General features: G+C 69.9%; 13 protein-coding genes. 7 read left to right on the plus strand and 6 right to left on the minus strand.

Annotation, left to right across the window (positions count from 1 at the left end; genetic code table 11):
* Nucleotides 1-28 precede the first annotated feature (28 nt).
* The 3 genes from AC3ANN_RS17250 to AC3ANN_RS17260 all read right to left on the minus strand — a co-directional run bounded on the left by AC3ANN_RS17250 (nucleotide 29) and on the right by AC3ANN_RS17260 (nucleotide 3174).
* Nucleotides 29-874: a carbohydrate ABC transporter permease gene (locus tag AC3ANN_RS17250; protein ID WP_488338608.1), complete on the minus strand. Its 846-nt coding sequence runs from the start codon at nucleotides 872-874 to the stop codon at nucleotides 29-31.
* A 1-nt stretch (nucleotide 875) separates the two neighbouring features.
* Nucleotides 876-1799 (minus strand): carbohydrate ABC transporter permease, encoded by a 924-nt coding sequence (locus tag AC3ANN_RS17255; RefSeq protein ID WP_488338609.1) that lies wholly within the window; start codon nucleotides 1797-1799, stop codon nucleotides 876-878.
* 79 nt (nucleotides 1800-1878) lie between these two features.
* Complete coding sequence (locus AC3ANN_RS17260) at nucleotides 1879-3174, minus strand: ABC transporter substrate-binding protein (RefSeq protein ID WP_488338610.1); 1296 nt, start codon at nucleotides 3172-3174, stop codon at nucleotides 1879-1881.
* Between the two features lie 222 nt (nucleotides 3175-3396).
* On the opposite strand from AC3ANN_RS17260, the gene AC3ANN_RS17265 reads away from it, so the two are divergent.
* Nucleotides 3397-4209: a DeoR/GlpR family DNA-binding transcription regulator gene (locus AC3ANN_RS17265; protein WP_488338611.1), complete on the plus strand. Its 813-nt coding sequence runs from the start codon at nucleotides 3397-3399 to the stop codon at nucleotides 4207-4209.
* 3 nt (nucleotides 4210-4212) lie between these two features.
* Here the strand turns inward: AC3ANN_RS17265 and AC3ANN_RS17270 are convergent, their stop codons facing one another.
* Entirely contained in the window at nucleotides 4213-4749 is a 537-nt protein-coding gene (locus tag AC3ANN_RS17270; RefSeq protein ID WP_488338612.1) for a DUF1697 domain-containing protein, read from the minus strand.
* Between the two features lie 128 nt (nucleotides 4750-4877).
* Between AC3ANN_RS17270 and AC3ANN_RS17275 the strand changes: the two genes are divergently transcribed.
* A complete protein-coding gene (locus AC3ANN_RS17275; RefSeq protein WP_488338613.1) occupies nucleotides 4878-5753 on the plus strand; it encodes an SDR family oxidoreductase in 876 nt (291 codons plus the stop codon).
* A gap of 96 nt (nucleotides 5754-5849) precedes the next feature.
* Here AC3ANN_RS17275 and AC3ANN_RS17280 read toward each other — a convergent pair whose 3' ends face one another.
* Nucleotides 5850-8471, minus strand: coding sequence for a DEAD/DEAH box helicase (locus tag AC3ANN_RS17280; protein WP_488338614.1), 2622 nt, complete (start codon nucleotides 8469-8471; stop codon nucleotides 5850-5852).
* A 95-nt stretch (nucleotides 8472-8566) separates the two neighbouring features.
* On the opposite strand from AC3ANN_RS17280, the gene AC3ANN_RS17285 reads away from it, so the two are divergent.
* Nucleotides 8567-8887: a GNAT family N-acetyltransferase gene (locus tag AC3ANN_RS17285; RefSeq protein WP_488338615.1), complete on the plus strand. Its 321-nt coding sequence runs from the start codon at nucleotides 8567-8569 to the stop codon at nucleotides 8885-8887.
* Between the two features lies 1 nt (nucleotide 8888).
* Entirely contained in the window at nucleotides 8889-9902 is a 1014-nt protein-coding gene (locus AC3ANN_RS17290) for a pirin family protein (protein ID WP_488338616.1), read from the plus strand.
* 90 nt (nucleotides 9903-9992) lie between these two features.
* On the opposite strand, the gene AC3ANN_RS17295 is transcribed toward AC3ANN_RS17290, so the two are convergent.
* Nucleotides 9993-13004, minus strand: coding sequence for a S8 family serine peptidase (locus AC3ANN_RS17295; RefSeq protein ID WP_488338617.1), 3012 nt, complete (start codon nucleotides 13002-13004; stop codon nucleotides 9993-9995).
* 141 nt (nucleotides 13005-13145) lie between these two features.
* Here AC3ANN_RS17295 and AC3ANN_RS17300 point away from each other — a divergent pair, with 141 nt between their 5' ends.
* The 3 genes from AC3ANN_RS17300 to AC3ANN_RS17310 all read left to right on the plus strand — a co-directional run bounded on the left by AC3ANN_RS17300 (nucleotide 13146) and on the right by AC3ANN_RS17310 (nucleotide 16655).
* Complete coding sequence (locus AC3ANN_RS17300; protein ID WP_488338618.1) at nucleotides 13146-13697, plus strand: ECF transporter S component; 552 nt, start codon at nucleotides 13146-13148, stop codon at nucleotides 13695-13697.
* A 70-nt stretch (nucleotides 13698-13767) separates the two neighbouring features.
* The gene (locus AC3ANN_RS17305) at nucleotides 13768-15810 is read left to right on the plus strand and encodes an ABC transporter ATP-binding protein (RefSeq protein WP_488338619.1); all 2043 of its coding nucleotides are present in this window, start codon (nucleotides 13768-13770) and stop codon (nucleotides 15808-15810) included.
* The gene (locus AC3ANN_RS17310; RefSeq protein WP_488338620.1) at nucleotides 15807-16655 is read left to right on the plus strand and encodes an energy-coupling factor transporter transmembrane component T; all 849 of its coding nucleotides are present in this window, start codon (nucleotides 15807-15809) and stop codon (nucleotides 16653-16655) included. Before AC3ANN_RS17305 ends, AC3ANN_RS17310 begins: the two co-directional genes overlap by 4 nt.
* Nucleotides 16656-16661: the final 6 nt, after the last annotated feature.

Consider the following 16661-nt stretch of genomic DNA (forward strand, 5'->3'; position numbering starts at 1 on the left):
TCCCTTTCGATGGTGGTCTGGGCGCGCGTCAGCTCTTGACCGACCCGGAGGTCAGCCCGCTGATGAAGTAGCGCTGGAAGAACAGGAAGAGGACGAGGACGGGGATGGACCCGAGGATGCTCATCGCCATGATCTCGTTCCACTCGTACGAGTGCTGGCCCATGAGCAGCTGGATGCCGATCGGCACGGTGCGCATGTCGACGGTGCGGGTGAGCGTGAGCGCGAAGAGGTACTCGTTCCACGCGATCATGAACGTGTAGACGCCGACCGAGACGATGCCGGGAACCGAGATCGGCACGAGCACGCGCCAGAGCGCGGTGAAGGATCCGGCTCCGTCGACCCGCACGGCCTCGTCGAGCTCGCGCGGGAGAGTGTTGAAGTAGCCGGTCATCATGATGATCGCGTAGGGCAGCGTGAACACCATGTAGGTGAGGATCAGGCCCGGGTAGGTGTTGTAGAGCCCGAGCAGCACCACCAGCCCGAAGTAGGGGATGAGCAGCGTGATCGGCGGCACCGCCTGCACGCTCACGATCATGACGTTGAGGACGCGCTTTCCGCGGAACTCGAAGCGGCTGAACGCGTACGCGGCCTGGATCGCCACGAACAGGGTCAGGAGCGTCACCGAGCCGGCCACGATGTAGCTGTTGAGGAAGAAGCGCAGCTTCTCGGGGTCGGTGAAGATCGCGATGTACGCGTCGAACGAGAAGCTGTCGGTGAGCAGGCGCGGCGGCAGCTCGAAGATCTCGGTGTTCGACTTGAACGAGCTCGACAGCATCCACAGCACGGGTGCTGCGGCGAAGATCGCGCCCAGCACGAGCCCGATCACGACGCTCGCGCGCATCGTGCGCCGGCGGGCCTTGACACTCATGGCCATGTCAGTCCCTCGCCCTCTGGTGGCGCACGTAGAAGAACGCCAGCACCATCGACAGGAGCAGCACGAGCACCGCACTGGTCGACGCGAGCGCGAAGTCGTACTTGCTGAACGCGAGTTTGTAGGTGTAGGTGCTGAGCATCTCGGTGACGTTGATCGGTCCGCCGCCCGTTGTCATCCAGATGAGGGCGAACTGCTGCGAAGTCCAGATGAGATCCAGCAGCACGAGACTCACGATGATCGGCCGCAGCTGGGGGATGGTGACGTTGAAGAAGCGCTGGATGCCGCTGGCACCGTCGACGCGAGCGGCTTCGTGCAGCTCGGCGGGGATGCCCTGCAGGCCTGCGAGCAGGCTCACCATGAAGAACGGGTAGCCCGCCCAGATGTTGATGAAGGTCACCGAGCCGAGCGCGAGCTCCGGTGAGGCGAGCCACTCCACATCGGTGTTGAGCAGGTAGTTGACGACGCCGTTCGGCGCCAGGAGCATGCGCCACAGCACCGCGATGACGGCGGCGGTGAACAGCCACGGAAGGATGTACAGCGCTCTGAAGATCGCGCGCGGGACGCGGCCGATCAGCTCGCTGTTGAGCAGCATCGCGAACGTCAGGCCGAGCACGAGATGGGCGACGACGCTCGTGATCGTGAAGACGAGCGTGTTGGAGATGGCGCCGAGGAACCCGCTGTCGCCGAGGATCGTCAGATAGTTCTGGATGCCGACGAACTCGGGACTCTTGTTCAGGATCACGTTGTCCATGAACGAGTAGCCCACGACCATGACGATCGGGACGATCATCAGCACGAGCAGGAGGATCAGGGTCGGCGCGAGGAATCCGTAGGATTCGGCCGTCTTCGTCCGGTTGCGCCGCCGACGGCCCTGCTCGGGACCGACGACGAGCGTCGCGGTATCGGGTGCGATCACTGGTTGCATGGGTGCGCTCTTCTCTGGTCGGGTGCCACGCCGCGGCCGTTCACGGCGTGGCACCCGGTCTCGAGTGGGTTGCGGTTGCTCAGAACTCCGCTTCCCAAGCCGCTTGCGTGTTGTCGAGCATCTCGTCCACGCTCTGCTGGCCGTCCAGCAGCGCCTGCAGCTGCTCGCCGAACTGGCGCATGAGCTCCTCGGCGACGGGAAGACCGGTGAACTCGTTCGCCGGGTAGCCCGCCTGGTAGATCTCGAACGCGGTCGCGAAGAGCTCGTCGTCGCCCACGAAGTCGGGGACGGAGTTGACGTTGCCCGGGAACGCGTTCGCGATCGACGACAGCTCCGAGTTGACGTCCTCGCTCATGAGGAACTCGACGAGCTTGAAGGCGGCGTCCTTGTTCTCGGAGTTCTCGGCGACGCCGATGCCCCAAGAGGCGTACGGGATGCCGCGCTCTCCGTCGTAGCCGTCCTCGGCGGGGATCGCCGAGATGGAGAAGTTGAGGTCGGGGTTCGTCTCGCGGATCAGGTTGATGTGGGCGAGCGAGTCGATCATCATGCCGACGCGGCCGTTCGTGAACTCCTCGACCTTGTCCTGCTCCTTCATCGTGAACGAGCCCGGGGCGATGACTCCCGCGTCCCACAGACCCTGGATGTATTCGACCGCGCTGCGGACGTCATCGTTCGTGACGTCGGGCTGCCCGTCGTCGAGCATCGTTCCGCCGGAGGCCCACACCCACGACATCACGTCGTTCTGCACGCCGTTGGGTGCCTCCAGCGAGAGCGGCAGCACCCAGCCCGACGTGTCGCCGCCGAGGCCGGCGACCGCCGCTGCGGCGTCGGTGAACTCGGTGCGGTCGCTCGGCGGTGCGGTCACGCCTGCCTGGGCGAGCAGGTCGTCGTTGGTGAAGAGCGGATAGACGAAGTTGACGACCGGGATCATGTAGGTGGCACCGTCGACCTGGATCTGGCTCGCCAGCTCGCTGTCGTCGAAGTCGGCCTCGGCCATGAGCGCGCTGAGGTCGGCGATCACGCCCTGGCTGGCGAAGTCGTTGACCCATGCGCCGTCGAGGCCCACCACGTCGGGCATCGTCCCCGACGCGGCGCCGGCGAACAGCTGCTCCTTCGTCGAGGCGTAGGGCCCGCTGACGAGCTCCACGGTGATGCCGGGATTCTCCTCCTCGAACCGGTCCATGAGACCGCGGAAGGCGCCGTCGGGCAGCTCCGGCTCCCACCACTGTGCGAATTCGATCGTGACATCTCCGGAGTCGGTGGCATCTCCGCCACCGGATCCCGAGCAGCCGGCGACCGCCAGCATGCCGGCCGTCGCCACGGCGGCCGCGGCGATCTTCCCCAGACGGCGGCGTCCGAGAGCGTCCTTGCTCATGATTCTCCTTCTTCCGGTATTTGCCGCTTTACGCTGTTCTTTGCGGTTTGATGCGACGCCTGCGATGCTAGCCCTGCGCAGACCGATGGTCAACTGGCGAGATCGTTTCGTGACTTTCAGGCGTTTCCTCTCATCCGGGACACAGATCGATGTTTGCTGTTTTACGCTGTTTTCTGCACAGCGGCCCCGCGCGTGCGACATCCGATGTGTTAGGAATTGCTTATGGCGAACGATGTGACCATCTCCGAACGGTCGCGCCGTCTGCCCGCGGGCCGTCGCGCCGCACTGCTCGAGCACCTGACCACCGCCGGGCAGCTCACCGTGGGAGAGATCGCCGAGCAGTTCAACGTCTCGATCGACACCATCCGCCGCGATCTCGACCAGCTCGATGCCGAGGGCCTTCTCATCCGCACGCACGGTGGTGCCGTCAGCATCGCGTCGTCCCCGCGCAGCGATCGCGGCATGGATGTGCGCATGCGCATGCAGACCGCGGAGAAGGAGGCGATCGCGGAGCTCGCCGCCGGTCTCGTCGTCGACGGCTCGGTGCTCATGCTCAATGGTGGGACGACGACGCTCGCGGTCGCCCGCGCCCTCCGCGATCACCGAGAGCTGACCGTCGCGACCAACAACCTCCGCATTCCCGCGGAGATCCCGGTGAAGGCCCTGCGCGACCTCTACGTGTTCGGCGGAGCCGTGCGCACGATCGCGCAGACCACCACCGGCCCCGTGAGCTTCCAGCTCACGCCGGGCGGTGAGCAGCTGGAGGTGCAGGCCGACCTCGCGATCATCGCCGTCGGTGCAGTGTCGACCACCGGCTATTCGACGAGCAACCTCGGCGACGCGGCGATGATGGCCGAGATGATGGCGCACGCTTCCAAGGTCGCGATCCTCGCCGACTCGACCAAGCTCGGCCGGCGTCTGTTCGCGCAGATCGCGGATCTCGGCAGGGCGGACTGGTTCGTCACCGATGCGGCCCCCCCGGCCGACCTCGCGGCAGCGCTCGACGCGGCCGAGGTGCAGGTGCTCACTCCTTGAGGCTCAGCACCACTTCCGCGCGAGCGTCGTCACGACGTTGAGGTTGCGGTTCGTCGCCACGCCGAGCAGCTTCGCGGCGCCGAGCGGATCGACCGTTCCCGCCTCGTAACCCGGGCGCAGGAGGGCGTGCGCGGCGCGCCCGCGCACGACCATCTCTCCGGCATCCGTCGCCAGTTCGGCGATGCGCGCCACCGTTGCGGCGGGCAGCTCGTCCTTCATCAGGTAGACGTAGTGACGCGCGAGCCCCGGGTTCTCGGCGGAGAGGCGCTCGGCATCGCGCGCGATCTCGGCGAACTCCGCGGTCGAGTACACGATCGCCGGCACGTCGAAGCCCCGGTCGGCGGCGAACGCGGACTCGAGCGCCGCCTCGATTCTGGCGCGCGAGCGCATCGGCGTGGAGAAGCGCACGTTGCCGGTGTTGATGTGCGTCTCGACGTCGGTGAAACCCGCCGCCTCGACCACGCGCCGGATGTCGTCCTTCGGGAAGACTCGCTTGGCCCCGAGGTTGATCGCACGCAGGAACGCGAGGTAGGTCGCCACGATCCCACTATGCCGCGCTATTGTCGTGGTCATGCAATGCCTGTGACCTCGTCTTCGTCACCGAATCGTCCCGTTCGCGGACGCATGATCCCGGATGCCTCGACCCGGCGTCCCTGAAAGGCATTGCATTGTTCTCCCACCTCGAGTCCCTGCCGCTGCGCGGCAAGACCGTCCTCGTCACCGGCGTCTCGCGCCGTCGCGGCATCGGCTTCGCCGTCGCCTCCCAGTTCGCGCAGCTCGGCGCCGACGTCTTCATCCACCACTACTCGCCCCACGACGACGATCAGCCGTGGGGCTCCGACGACCTCGACGCGGTGCGCTCAGGTATTCGCGAAGCACTGACCCCTGGTGCGCGGTTCGACGACATCGGTGCCGACCTGCGGGACGCGGCATCCGCGCCCCGGGTCATCGGCGCCGCGCGGGCGCTGACCGGCCGCCTCGACGTGCTCGTCTGCAACCACGCCCTCTCGGGCGGCGACGGCTCGATCCTCGACATGACCGCCGAGCGGCTCGATGCGTTCTGGCAGACGAACGCCAGGTCGACGATCCTGCTGACGCGCGAGTTCGCCGCGTTGCACGGCGGCGAGCGCACCGACTCGCGACCGGGCGAGCGCATCGAGCGCAAGGGTCCCTTCGCCGAGCCGACGGGCCGCGTGTTCTGGATGACGTCGGGCCAGATCCACGGTCCCATGCCCGGAGAAGTCGCGTACGCCGCGAGCAAGGCGGTGCTGGCGGGGCTCACGACGACGGTGGCCGCCGAGCTGCTCTCGCTCGGCATCATCCTCAACACCATCGACCCTGGTCCCGTCAACACCGGCTACCTCGACCCCGAGACGGCCGACCGGCCGCTCGACGAGATCCAGGCGTGGATGCGGGCGACCCCGTTCGGCCGCTACGGCGAACCGGCCGACCCTGCGCGCCTCATCGGATGGCTGGCGACGGATGCCGGAGCCTGGGTCGTGGGCCAGGTGCTGACCACCGACGGGGGACTCGGCCTCGGCTGACGGGTCACGGTGAAGCGGCGGGCAGGACGTCGCGGTTCGGCTCGGAAGCCGGCCGAAACCGACGATCCGGCCCGCCGCTTCGACGGCGGGCGCCGACTACAGGCGCACGACCTCGGTGACGCGCACCACGGCGGTCCCGGACTCCTCCGAGGCGGCGAGATCGACCACCGCGCGGATGCGCCAGTCGTGGTGGCCCTCGGGGTCGTCGATGGTCTGCTCGACGCGCCAGACGCCCTCGGCCGATGCGCCCTCGTCGACCGTCACCAGGCGCGGCGAGCGCGCCGGACCGCCGGTGAGGATCTCGTCGTGCTCGTCGAAGTAGGCGTCGAGGGCCGTGGGCCAGTCGGCCTCGGGATCGAGCTCGACGAGCTCGTCGTCGCGCTGCCGCGCGGCCAGCTGCACGCGGCGGAACAGCTCGTTGCGCACCAGCACGAGGAAGGCGCGGCGGTTCGTGAGCACCGACGGCGGCGCCGGCGGCACGACGGGCGCCTCGGGGTCGGTGACCGGGTTGACCAGCGCCTCCCATTCGTCGACGAGGCTGGAGTCCACTTGACGCACGACCTCGCCGAGCCACGCGACGAGGTCGTGCAGGTCTTCGGTCTGCGCCTCGGCCGGGACGGTCTGGCGGATCGCGCGGTACGCGTCCGACAGGTACCGCAGCACGAGGCCCTCACTGCGCGCGAGCTGGTACAGCGAGATGAGCTCCGAGAACGACAGCGCCCGCTCGAACATGTCGCGCACGACCGACTTCGGCGACAGCTCGAAGTCGCGGATCCACGGCTGGCTCGACGCGAACACCTCGTACGCCTGCGTCAGCAGCTCCTCGAGCGGCTTCGGGTAGGTGACCTCCTCGAGCGCCTCCATGCGCTCGTCGTAGTCCAGGCCCTCCTGCTTCATCGCGGCGACCGCTTCGCCGCGCGCCTTGAACTCCTGCTGTGCGAGCACCGGCCGCGGGTCGTCGAGCGTCGCCTCGATCACGCTCACGACATCGAGCGCGTAGTGGCCGGTCCCGGCGCCGCCCTCGGCGCCCGACGGGTCGAGCAGCTCGATCGCGGCGAGCGCGAACGGCGAGAGCGGCTGGTTGAGAGCGAAGTTCGGCTGCAGATCGACCGTGAGACGGATAGTGTTGCGGATGCCTCGGCCGGCGGCATCCGCCGCCCTGTCATCCGCGCGAGACTTCACGATTGTCACGTTTTCGGCCCCGGACGATGACAATTGTGAAGTCTCGCGCCCGGAGGTGACCTCCACCACACCGGCCGTGACCAGGGTGCGGAAGATCGCGATCGCGCGCCGCGCCAGCTCGTAGCGCCGCGCGCGCGGCTCGTGGTTGTCGAAGACGAGCGACCGGACGTTCTCGAACACGTCGCCGCCGCGCGCGATGACGTTGATGAGCATCGCTGCGGTCAGCTGCAGATGCGGCACGAGCGGCTCGGGCTCGGCCTCGGCGAGGCGCTCGAACGAGCCGAGTCCCCAGTTGACGACCCCCGTGGGCGCCTTCTTGCGCACGATCTTCTTGCGCTTGGCGGCGTCGTCGCCGGCCTTGCGCAGCGCCGCCTCGTTCTCGATCTCCCACTCCGGCGCCATGACGACCACGGTTCCGGCCGTGTCGAATCCGGCGCGGCCGGCGCGGCCGGCGATCTGGTGGAACTCGCGGGCCGAGAGCTGCCGCATCCTCGTGCCGTCGAACTTCGACAGCGCCGTGATGAGCACCGTGCGGATCGGCACGTTGATGCCGACGCCCAGCGTGTCGGTGCCGCAGATGACCCGCAGCAGGCCCCGCTGCGCGAGCGTCTCCACCAGGCGCCGGTAGCGCGGCAGCATCCCGGCGTGGTGGACGCCGATGCCCGCGCGCACGTAGCGCGAGAGCGTGCGGCCGAACGCGGTCGTGAACCGGAACCCGCCGATCGCCTCGGCGATGGCATCCCGCTGCTCTCGCGAGACGACCTTGATGCTCGACAGCGCCTGCGCACGCTCCATCGCGGCGGCCTGCGAGAAGTGCACGATGTACACCGGTGACTGCCCGGTCTGCAGCAGCTCCTCGACGGTCTCGTGGATGGGGGTGCGCGCGTACGAGAAGTGCAGCGGCACCGGACGCTCGACGCCCGTGATACGCGACACGGCGCGGCCGGTGCGACGCTCGAGGTCCTCGGCGATGGTCGTGACGTCGCCGAGCGTCGCCGACATCAGCACGAACTGCGCGCGGGGCAGGAGCAGCTGCGGCACCTGCCACGCCCATCCGCGCTCGGGGTCGCCGTAATAGTGGAACTCGTCCATCACGACCTGGTCGACGACGGCGCCGGCGCCCTGGCGCAGGGCGAGATTCGCCAGGATCTCGGCCGTGCAGCACACGATCGGGGCATCCGGGTTCACCGAGGAGTCGCCCGTGACCATGCCGACGTTCGCGGCGCCGAAGATGTCGACGAGGGCGAAGAACTTCTCACTCACCAGGGCTTTGATCGGCGCCGTGTAGTACGTGCGCCCGCCGCGGGCGATGGACGCGGCGTGCGCGGCCACGGCGACGAGCGACTTGCCGGTGCCGGTCGGCGTCGACAGGATCACATGCGACCCCGACACGATCTCGATGACCGCCTCGTCCTGTGCCGGGTAGAGCGCGAAGCCCTGGTCGCCGGCCCACTCCACGAACGCGTCGTACAGCGCGTCGGCGTCCGGCGATCCGGTTCCGGCAGCCGCGGCCGCGATCGTCTCGAGGAGTGTCACCGTCCGAGTCTGCCCCACGATCCGCGACCCACCGCACGGTGGCGGAACATCCCCGCCCGCACCTACGTTGAGGAAAGGACGACGAAAGGATGCCGATGCCTGCCCTCGAGGACCAGATCACCGTCAGGCGCAACGACGACGAGACCCGCTACGAGGTGTGGGTGGGCGACGTGCTCGCCGGCTTCACCGAGTTCTCGGTGGACTCCCGCGGGCGCTACGTGTACCCGCACACCGAGATCGACCCGGCCTTCCGCGGCCGGGGACTCGCGCAGACGGTCGTGGCCGAGGCCATGGCCGACTCCGCACGCCGCGGAGAGACGGTGGTTCCGCTGTGCCCGGTCGTGGCGCGGTACCTGCGCGAGAACGAGGTGCCGGGACTCGACGTCCAGTGGCCCTCGCGCGTGAACGCGCACTGACATGACCAGGCTCGACGAGAGTTCGGCGGCGGGCGGTCTGGATCCGGCCGCCGCAGAGCTCGCGGGCCCGGCCGAGTGCGACGGGCCCCGTGCGCTGCTCCTCGAGTCCCGCGAGGTGCCCCTCGGCGGCGTCCGGGCGATGGAGGTGCACCGCTCGCTGCCGCAGCGCGAGCTGCCGCTGGTCGGCGCGTGGTGCTTCCTCGACCGGTTCGGGCCGCAGGATGCGCGCATGCGCGTCGAGCCGCATCCCCACATCGGACTCCAGACCGTGACCTGGCCCTACCAGGGCGACGTGCGTCACCGAGACACGCTCGGCAGCGATGTCATCGTCCGCCGGGGTGCACTCAACCTCATGACGAGCGGCGCGGGGATCGCGCACTCCGAGTACTCGGTGGGCGAGGATGCCGTGCCCCTCGACGCGCTGCAGCTCTGGGTCGCCCTGCCCGAGTCGCGGCGCCACGGACCGCCTGCCTTCGAGCAGCACGCGGTACTGCCCCAGGTGAGCCTCGAGGCGACGGCCGGCGCGGGCGGCAGTGCGACGGTGGTGCTCGGAGACCTTGCCGGCGTGTCATCGCCGGCCACGACCTTCACGCCGATCGTCGGAGCCGAGCTGCGCATCCCCGCCGGTTCGACCGTTCGTGTACCCCTCGACCCCGCGTGGGAGCACGCGCTGGTGGCGGTCGAGGGCGAGGTCGCGATCGCGGCGGGTGCGAACGGCGAGACGGTCGACCTCGACACGACGCATCTGCTCTATCTCGGCATCCGTCGGGATCACGTGGTGATCGAGAGCGCGTCGGGCGCGACGCTGTTCCTGCTCGGCGGCGAGCCGTTCGAAGACGACATCGTGATGTGGTGGAACTTCGTCGGCCGCTCGCACGAAGAGATCGTCGAGGCCCGCGAGGCCTGGGAGGCCGACTCCGCCCGGTTCGGGCATGTCGTGGGCCATGGCGACGAGCGCGTCCCCGCGCCGCCGCTGCCCGCGGTGCGGCTCACCCGTCGTCGTCGCCGCGTCTGACGGAGGGGATGCCGCTGCCGGCGGCATCCGTGCGCGAAACCGAAGAGGCGCCCGGGCCTGAGCCCGGGCGCCTCCCGTTACTGCGGATCGTTACGGCACGTCGACCGAGACGACCGTGCGCACCTGCGAGTCGCCGTAGCGGACGACGCCGAGGTAGCTGCCGGCCTCGAGACCCGACCACGACAGCGTGTACTGCGTGGGCACGGCCTCGGTCACGGGCAGCGGGTTCGGGGTCGCGGTGAGCGATCCGAGCCCGCCGGGCGTGACGAGCGCCGACGTGGCTGTCCACGTGAACGGAGCCGTGTACGAGTACACGTGCGCCTCGATCAGGTAGTAGCCCGGGGTCGGAGCGGTCAGCTGCACCGACTCGTCCGCGGCTGCCGACGCCGACGACCACGTCTCGTAGTAGCGCCAGTCCTCGGGGCCGACCACGCGGTAGACCGCGAGGTCGAGGTCGGAGCCGGTGTCGTCGGACGAGTCGAGCGCGAAGCGCGCGAGCTCGGTGCCCTCGGTCACCTCGACGAGCTCGTACGAGTAGCCGTCATCGGCGGCACCCGTCGTCTCGTTCCCCTCGATCAGGACGCTCTCAGGGGCGAGGCCCGCGAGGTTGAGCGGCAGCTCACCGGACAGACCGGGCGTGATCTCGATCTCGACGCTGCCCTCGGCGCCGCTGCCCTCGACGTCGGCCGGAGCGGCCGCCGTCACCGGGAAGATGGCGATCGGGGAGCGCACCTCGGTGTCGCCCGAGGTCCACGTCAGGAAACCCGTGGTCCACTCCTCGACGGCGGCATCCGTCTTCGTGAAGGTGACCGTGAACTCCTTGGTCTCGCCCGCGGCGCCGAACGTCAGCGTGCTCGGCTCGACGACCGCGTCGATGCCGGGGACGTCGATCGAGGCGGTGAACGTGCCCGCCTGCGTCGAGGTCACCGAACGCGTGACGGTCTGCGGACCGGGGAACGTGCCGATCGCGATCGAGGCGAGGTTGAGGTCGCTCGCGTCGATCGGCTCGATGCCCTCGAACGCGGCGAGGCCCAGTCCCTCGAGGTAGGCGGCCCAGTCGGCGGCACCGTTCTGATACACCAGGCCCGGCTCGAAGTACTTCGTCGGGTCGACGTGTCCGGCGCCCTGCGCGAACGGGTCGGTGTTGTCGGAGCCGTCGGCATTGACCGTGTTGTACGCGGTCGTCATGAGCGCCGACTTGATCTCGGCGGGGGCCGCGAGCGGCCGCTCTCCGAGGTACAGCGCGCCGAGGCCCGCCACGTGCGGCGACGACATCGACGTGCCCGACTTGAAGCCGAAGGTCGGCTCGACGCCCGGACCGTTGTGGGTCGCCGCGAGGATCGCGACACCCGGACCAGACACGTCCGGCTTGAGCACATCGGCACCGTCGGCGAGCATCGGGCCACGGCTCGAGAATCCGGCGACCTGCGGCGTCGGGGTCTCGACGCCCGTGACGTTGTCGCCCACGAGCGTCGCCGTCGCGTCGGGTGTGTTGCGGACGTAGTCGAGCAGCGCCGTGCGGTGCTGCGCGTCGATGTGCACGGTGGGCACCGAGTGGAAGTCGTTGTCGAGCGAGCCCGGCGTGACGTTCACGAGGATCATTCCCGTGCCGCCCGCCTCGGCGACCGCCTGCGACTTCTCGACGCGGGCGTTGGTGCCGCGGTCGCAGACCACGATCTTGCCCGCGACCTTGGCCGGGTCGAGCGTGCCGAGGAAGCACAGGGCCGCCTCCGCCGGCGCGGCGCCTGCCGCGGCGACGTCACCCGAGTACACGACCGGTCCGGTCATGGTCTCGCCGAAGGGCACCGTCACCGACGCGCCCACCGCCTCGAACCCGTTGGGCAGCTGAACGGTGCCCTCGTAGGTCGGGACGGTGGATGCGGCGACCGTCGTGTACCAGGGCGACGCGTGGTCGGCCGTCACGGCGCCGGGGCCGTCGTTGCCCGCGCTCACGGCGACGAAGACGCCCGCCGCGGCCGCATTGAAGAACGACACGTCCTCGGGCGCCAGCACGGTCTTCGCCGCGCCGCCGCCGATCGAGTAGTTGATGACGTCGACGCCGTCGGCGACGGCCTGGTCGATCGCCGACAGCAGGTCGCTCATGGCGCAGATGTCGTCGGCGGTGTCGAGCACGTCGGGGCCGACGTAGCACGCCTTGTACGACGCGACCTTCGCCGCGGGCGCGACGCCCGAGATGGCGCCGAAGTCGATGCCCTCGACGGATGCCTCGACCCCGAAGTTGCCGGCGGCCGTGCTGGCGGTGTGCGAGCCGTGGCCGTCGCCGTCGCGCGGCGACAGGAAGTCATAGCTGAAGTCGAAGCCCGCTGCGGCCGCGCCGTCGGCGAAGTAGTGGCCGCCGATGAGCTTCGTGTTGTAGGCCTGCTTCGTCCAGCCCTGGTCCTCGGCGTCGACGCGGCGGCTGCGGAACTCGTTGCCGTCGGACTTCTTGAAGACCACGGCGTCGCCGTTGATGTACGGCTGCGACCCCTTCTTGCCCTTGAGCTTGTCGCCCGCGAACGACGGGTTCTCGGGCGCGATGCCCGTGTCGACGACACCCACGACGACGCCCTGGCCTGCCTCGTCGACACCGCCGACGGCATCCCACACGCCACCGGTGCCGGCGTCGCCCGCGCCGAGTCCGAGGAACTCGGTCGACGGCACCGCCACGGGGTGGCGGACCTCGTCGGCGAAGACCCCGAGCACGTTCTTGTCGCTGCGCAGCTTCGCGACAGCGGAGCCGTCGAGGTCGGCGGTGAAGCCGTTGAGCGTGACCTGGTAGGTCGCCGCGGGCTCGACGCCGGCGGCCTCGGCCACGGCCTTCTGCTCGTTCTTGAGGTGCGCGATGTACTTCTGCGAGTTGGCCGAGTGGGCATCGAGCTGCTTGCCCTTGTCGGGCTTCGTGCGCTGGATGCCGGCCTCGCCGCCCTCGTAGGTGGCCAGCGGCGCGTCCTTCAGAAGGACGATGTACCGGCCTGCCGGCGAATCGATCGGAATGGGTGTGTTCACCTCCTCCGGCGCGGCACCGAAGCTGGCGGTGGCTGTACCGGTGAACAGTGCGGCGAGTGTGACGACCGCTGCTGCCCGCACGGAGGATCGACCCATGTTTGGCCTCCATCGTGGTCCTGCAGAAAGTGCTGCGCCACATCGTTGGGGCGCAGCTCGCTCAAACGTAACTCTCAGGTGAATCCCAGTAAATGAGAGGTCGGTGAGAAACGCGTCAACGACGGCCGGTAGCCTGGGCAGGTGGCGCCGACTTCCCGACTCTCGACGAGCGTTCTGCTCACCTGCGCGGCGATCGGGGTCGCAGCAGGTGTTCTGCAGGCGGGCGCGGGGGCCATCAGCGGCTTCGTCTCGGCCTTCGTCCCGATCATCTATGGACTCGTCCTCGGGGTCCACGTGCTTCCCGGAGTCGTCGCCCAGGATCTGCTCCGTCGACCCTGGGTCGCGCTCATCACCCACCTGATCGCAGCGCTCGTGGCGAGCGCGATCGTGCCGCTGTGGATCGGCCGGTACGTCGGCACCGCGCTCCTCATCGGCGGCTTGCAGGAGCTCATCGCGGCGACCTCGCGCTACCGGCGCTGGGAGCCGTGGCGGTTCTTCCTCTCGGCGGTCATCGTGGGCGTCGTGATCGCGGCCGCGATCTGGTTCGCCGCCGACGTGTCGAAGTTCCCGTTCTGGGGACAGGTCGTCTACGTCTCGCTGTTCGTCCTCGGCCCGGTCGCCTGGACCGCCGTCGGACTCGCGATCGGCGCTGCGCTGCGGCGCGCAGGCGTCGCCCGGCGCAGCCGGGGCTGACAGCAGTCGCGATCGCGGGTTAGGGTGGGCTAAATTAGGCCAGGCTAAGTTCACCCCTCCAGGAAGACCTGTGACCGCACCCGAGCGCGACCCTTCCGCCGCGCCTGCGGCGCACCTCGGCGTCCCCGCGCCGGAGGCCATCGCGAGCCTGCGATCGGTCGCGATCACCCACGAGGGCGAGACGCGGCCGGCCCCGGCATTCCCCACGCCCCCTCCACTCGCCGCTGGCGCGTCGAGCGGAGCCTCCGGGCGCGTGGGCCCAGTCACCTTCGACATCGCGGCGGGCGAGGTCGTGCTGCTGCTCGGCCCCAGCGGATCGGGCAAGTCGACGCTCACGCTCGCGCTCAACGGGCTCATCCCGCACGCCGTCCCGGCGGCCGTGTCGGGCTCGGTGCACATCGGCGGACTCGACACGCACGAGGCGACGGTCGCCGAGCTCAGCACGCGGGTCGGCATGGTCTTCCAAGACCCCGACGCGCAGCTCGTGACCGGCACGCTCCTCGACGAGGTGGCCTTCGGCCCCGAGAATCTGCGGATGCCGGTGGCCGAGGTGCTCAGCCGCGCCGAGGCCGCGCTGCGGCGGGTCGGGCTCTGGGAGCGTCGATCCGAGAACCCCGACCGGCTCTCGGGCGGCGGGCGACAGCGCCTCGCCATCGCGTGCGCGCTCGCGATGGGATCGCCGCTGCTCGTGCTCGACGAGCCCACCGCGAACCTCGACCCGCGAGGAATCGAGGAGGTCTACGCAGCGCTCGCCGAGCTCGTCGCCGACGGCGACCGCGCCATCCTCCTCGTCGAGCACAACCTCGACGCCGCGATCGGCTTCGTCGACCGCGTCGTCGTGCTCGACCACCACGGACGGCTCGCCGCCGATGGCACGGTCGACGACGTGCTGTGCCACCGCGCCGACGAGCTGCACGAGATGGGCGTGTGGCTGCCGGTATCGGCGCTCGCCGCGCTGCGGCTGCGCCGCGCCGGGTTCACCCTCGACCCGCTCCCGCTGACGCCCGACGAACTGCGCACGGCGCTCGAGGCCGAAGACGCTCCGGGCTCGAAACACCGGAGAATCGAGCCGAGATCGGAGGCTCCCGCTGAGATCGTCCGAGAATCGCGCGATTCTCCGAAGTCCGGAGCCCCCGCAACCCCAGCAAGGCCCCTCATCACGGCTCGGAACCTCACGCTCCGCCGAGGCCGCAGCGAGGTGCTGCACGGCGTCGACCTCGACATCCCGCACGGCGAGTTCGTCGCGGTGGTCGGCGCCAACGGCGCCGGCAAGACGAGCCTCATCCAGGCGCTCGCGGGCGTCGTGCCGCCGCCGCGCGGCACGGTGCACGTCGACGGCATCGATGTCGGCCGCGCGGGTTCCCGGACGCTCAGCGCGCGCATCGGCTACGTGTTCCAGAACCCCGAGCACCAGTTCATCGCGCACACGGTCTTCGACGAGATCGCTCACGGACTGCGGCGGCTGCACCTGCCCGACGACGAGGTGCGCGTCCGCACCGAGGCCCTCCTCGAGCGCTTCGGGCTCGGCGACAGGGCCGACAGCCACCCCTTCCTGCTGTCGGGCGGGCAGAAGCGGCGTCTCTCGGTCGGCACGGCCCTCGTCGGCGGCGCGCCCGTGCTCGTTCTCGACGAGCCGACCTTCGGGCAGGACCGCGCCCGGGCCGACGAACTGCTCGCGCTGCTGTCGGAGCTCAACGCCGAAGGCACCACCATCGTCGTCGTCACCCACGACATGCAGCTGGTCACCGACTACGCGCACCGCACGGTCGTGATGGCCGACGGGCGCGTGCTCGCATCGGGCGCGACCGCCGACGTCTTCGCCGACGACGACCTCATCGCCCGCGCGGGCCTGCGCCCGCCGCCCCTGCGGCGCGCGCTGCGCGGGCTGCAGCGGCATCCGGAGCTCGCCCGCGTCGCCCGTCTGGCCGACCTCCCCGGCCCCACCGCCGATCTCCCCGGCGCGGCCCTCGCCGATCCGGACGATCCCCGTGCCCAACTCCTGAGCAGCGCGGCGAACGTGCCCGAATCGCCCGTTGTCGACCCCTCGCCCGCGAAAGCTCAGGAGTTCGGCACGCCGTCGCCGGCCTCTCACCAGACGGGAGGTGCGGCATGACCGATTCCGGGCCGCTCCTCGCCGTCCAGGCCGCCGACGCGCCGTTCGATCCGTACTCGCAGCGGGTCGACGCATCCCCCGTCCGCTTCCTCTACGGTCTCAACCCGCTTGCGAAGCTCGCCGCGCCGCTGCCCGCGATGGTGCTCCTGGTGTTCGTGCGGGATGCCGCGACCCCGGCGGCGTTCCTCGCGCTCGCGTACGTCGTGCTGCTGGTGGGAGTGAACTTCACGCGGCGTCTCGCCGCGATCCTGCTGCTGGCGCTGCCGCTCGGGGCGCTCGTGATCGGTTTCGGCTTCTCGCTGTGGACCGACCCATCACGCGTCGACCAGTCCGTGGTGGTGTGGCAGATCGGCGGCTGGGCGCTCTACGGCGGCGCCGTCGAGATCGGCTTCGCGACGGGTCTGCGGCTCGCGGCGATCGTGGCGCTCACCCTCATCGCCGGGCTGTCGACGACCGGGCCCGACCTGGTGCGCGCGGGTGTTCAGCAGCTGCGCGTGCCGTACCGCATCGGCTACACGGCGCTGGCCGCGTTCCGCTTCGTGCCGCGCTTCGGGCACGAGCTCGACGTGATCCGCCAGGCGCACCGGGTGCGCGGCGCGCACGGCGGCCGCGGGCCGTTCGCCGCCGTCGCACGCTGGTTCGGCTACGTCGTACCGCTCATGGCGGGTGCGATCCGTCACGCCGAGCGCGTCGCCCTCGCGATGGACGCTCGCGCCTTCGGCGCCCACCCCGACCGCACCGAACGGTACCTGGTGCCGTTCCGCGCGCGCGACACCGTCTTCATCGTGCTCTTCTGGGCGGTCTCGGCCGCCGTCTTGTGGGTCCTCTTCCCGTGGGGCCTGTAACCCCCT

The sequence above is a fragment of the Microbacterium sp. STRO-2N genome, from assembly GCF_057747775.1.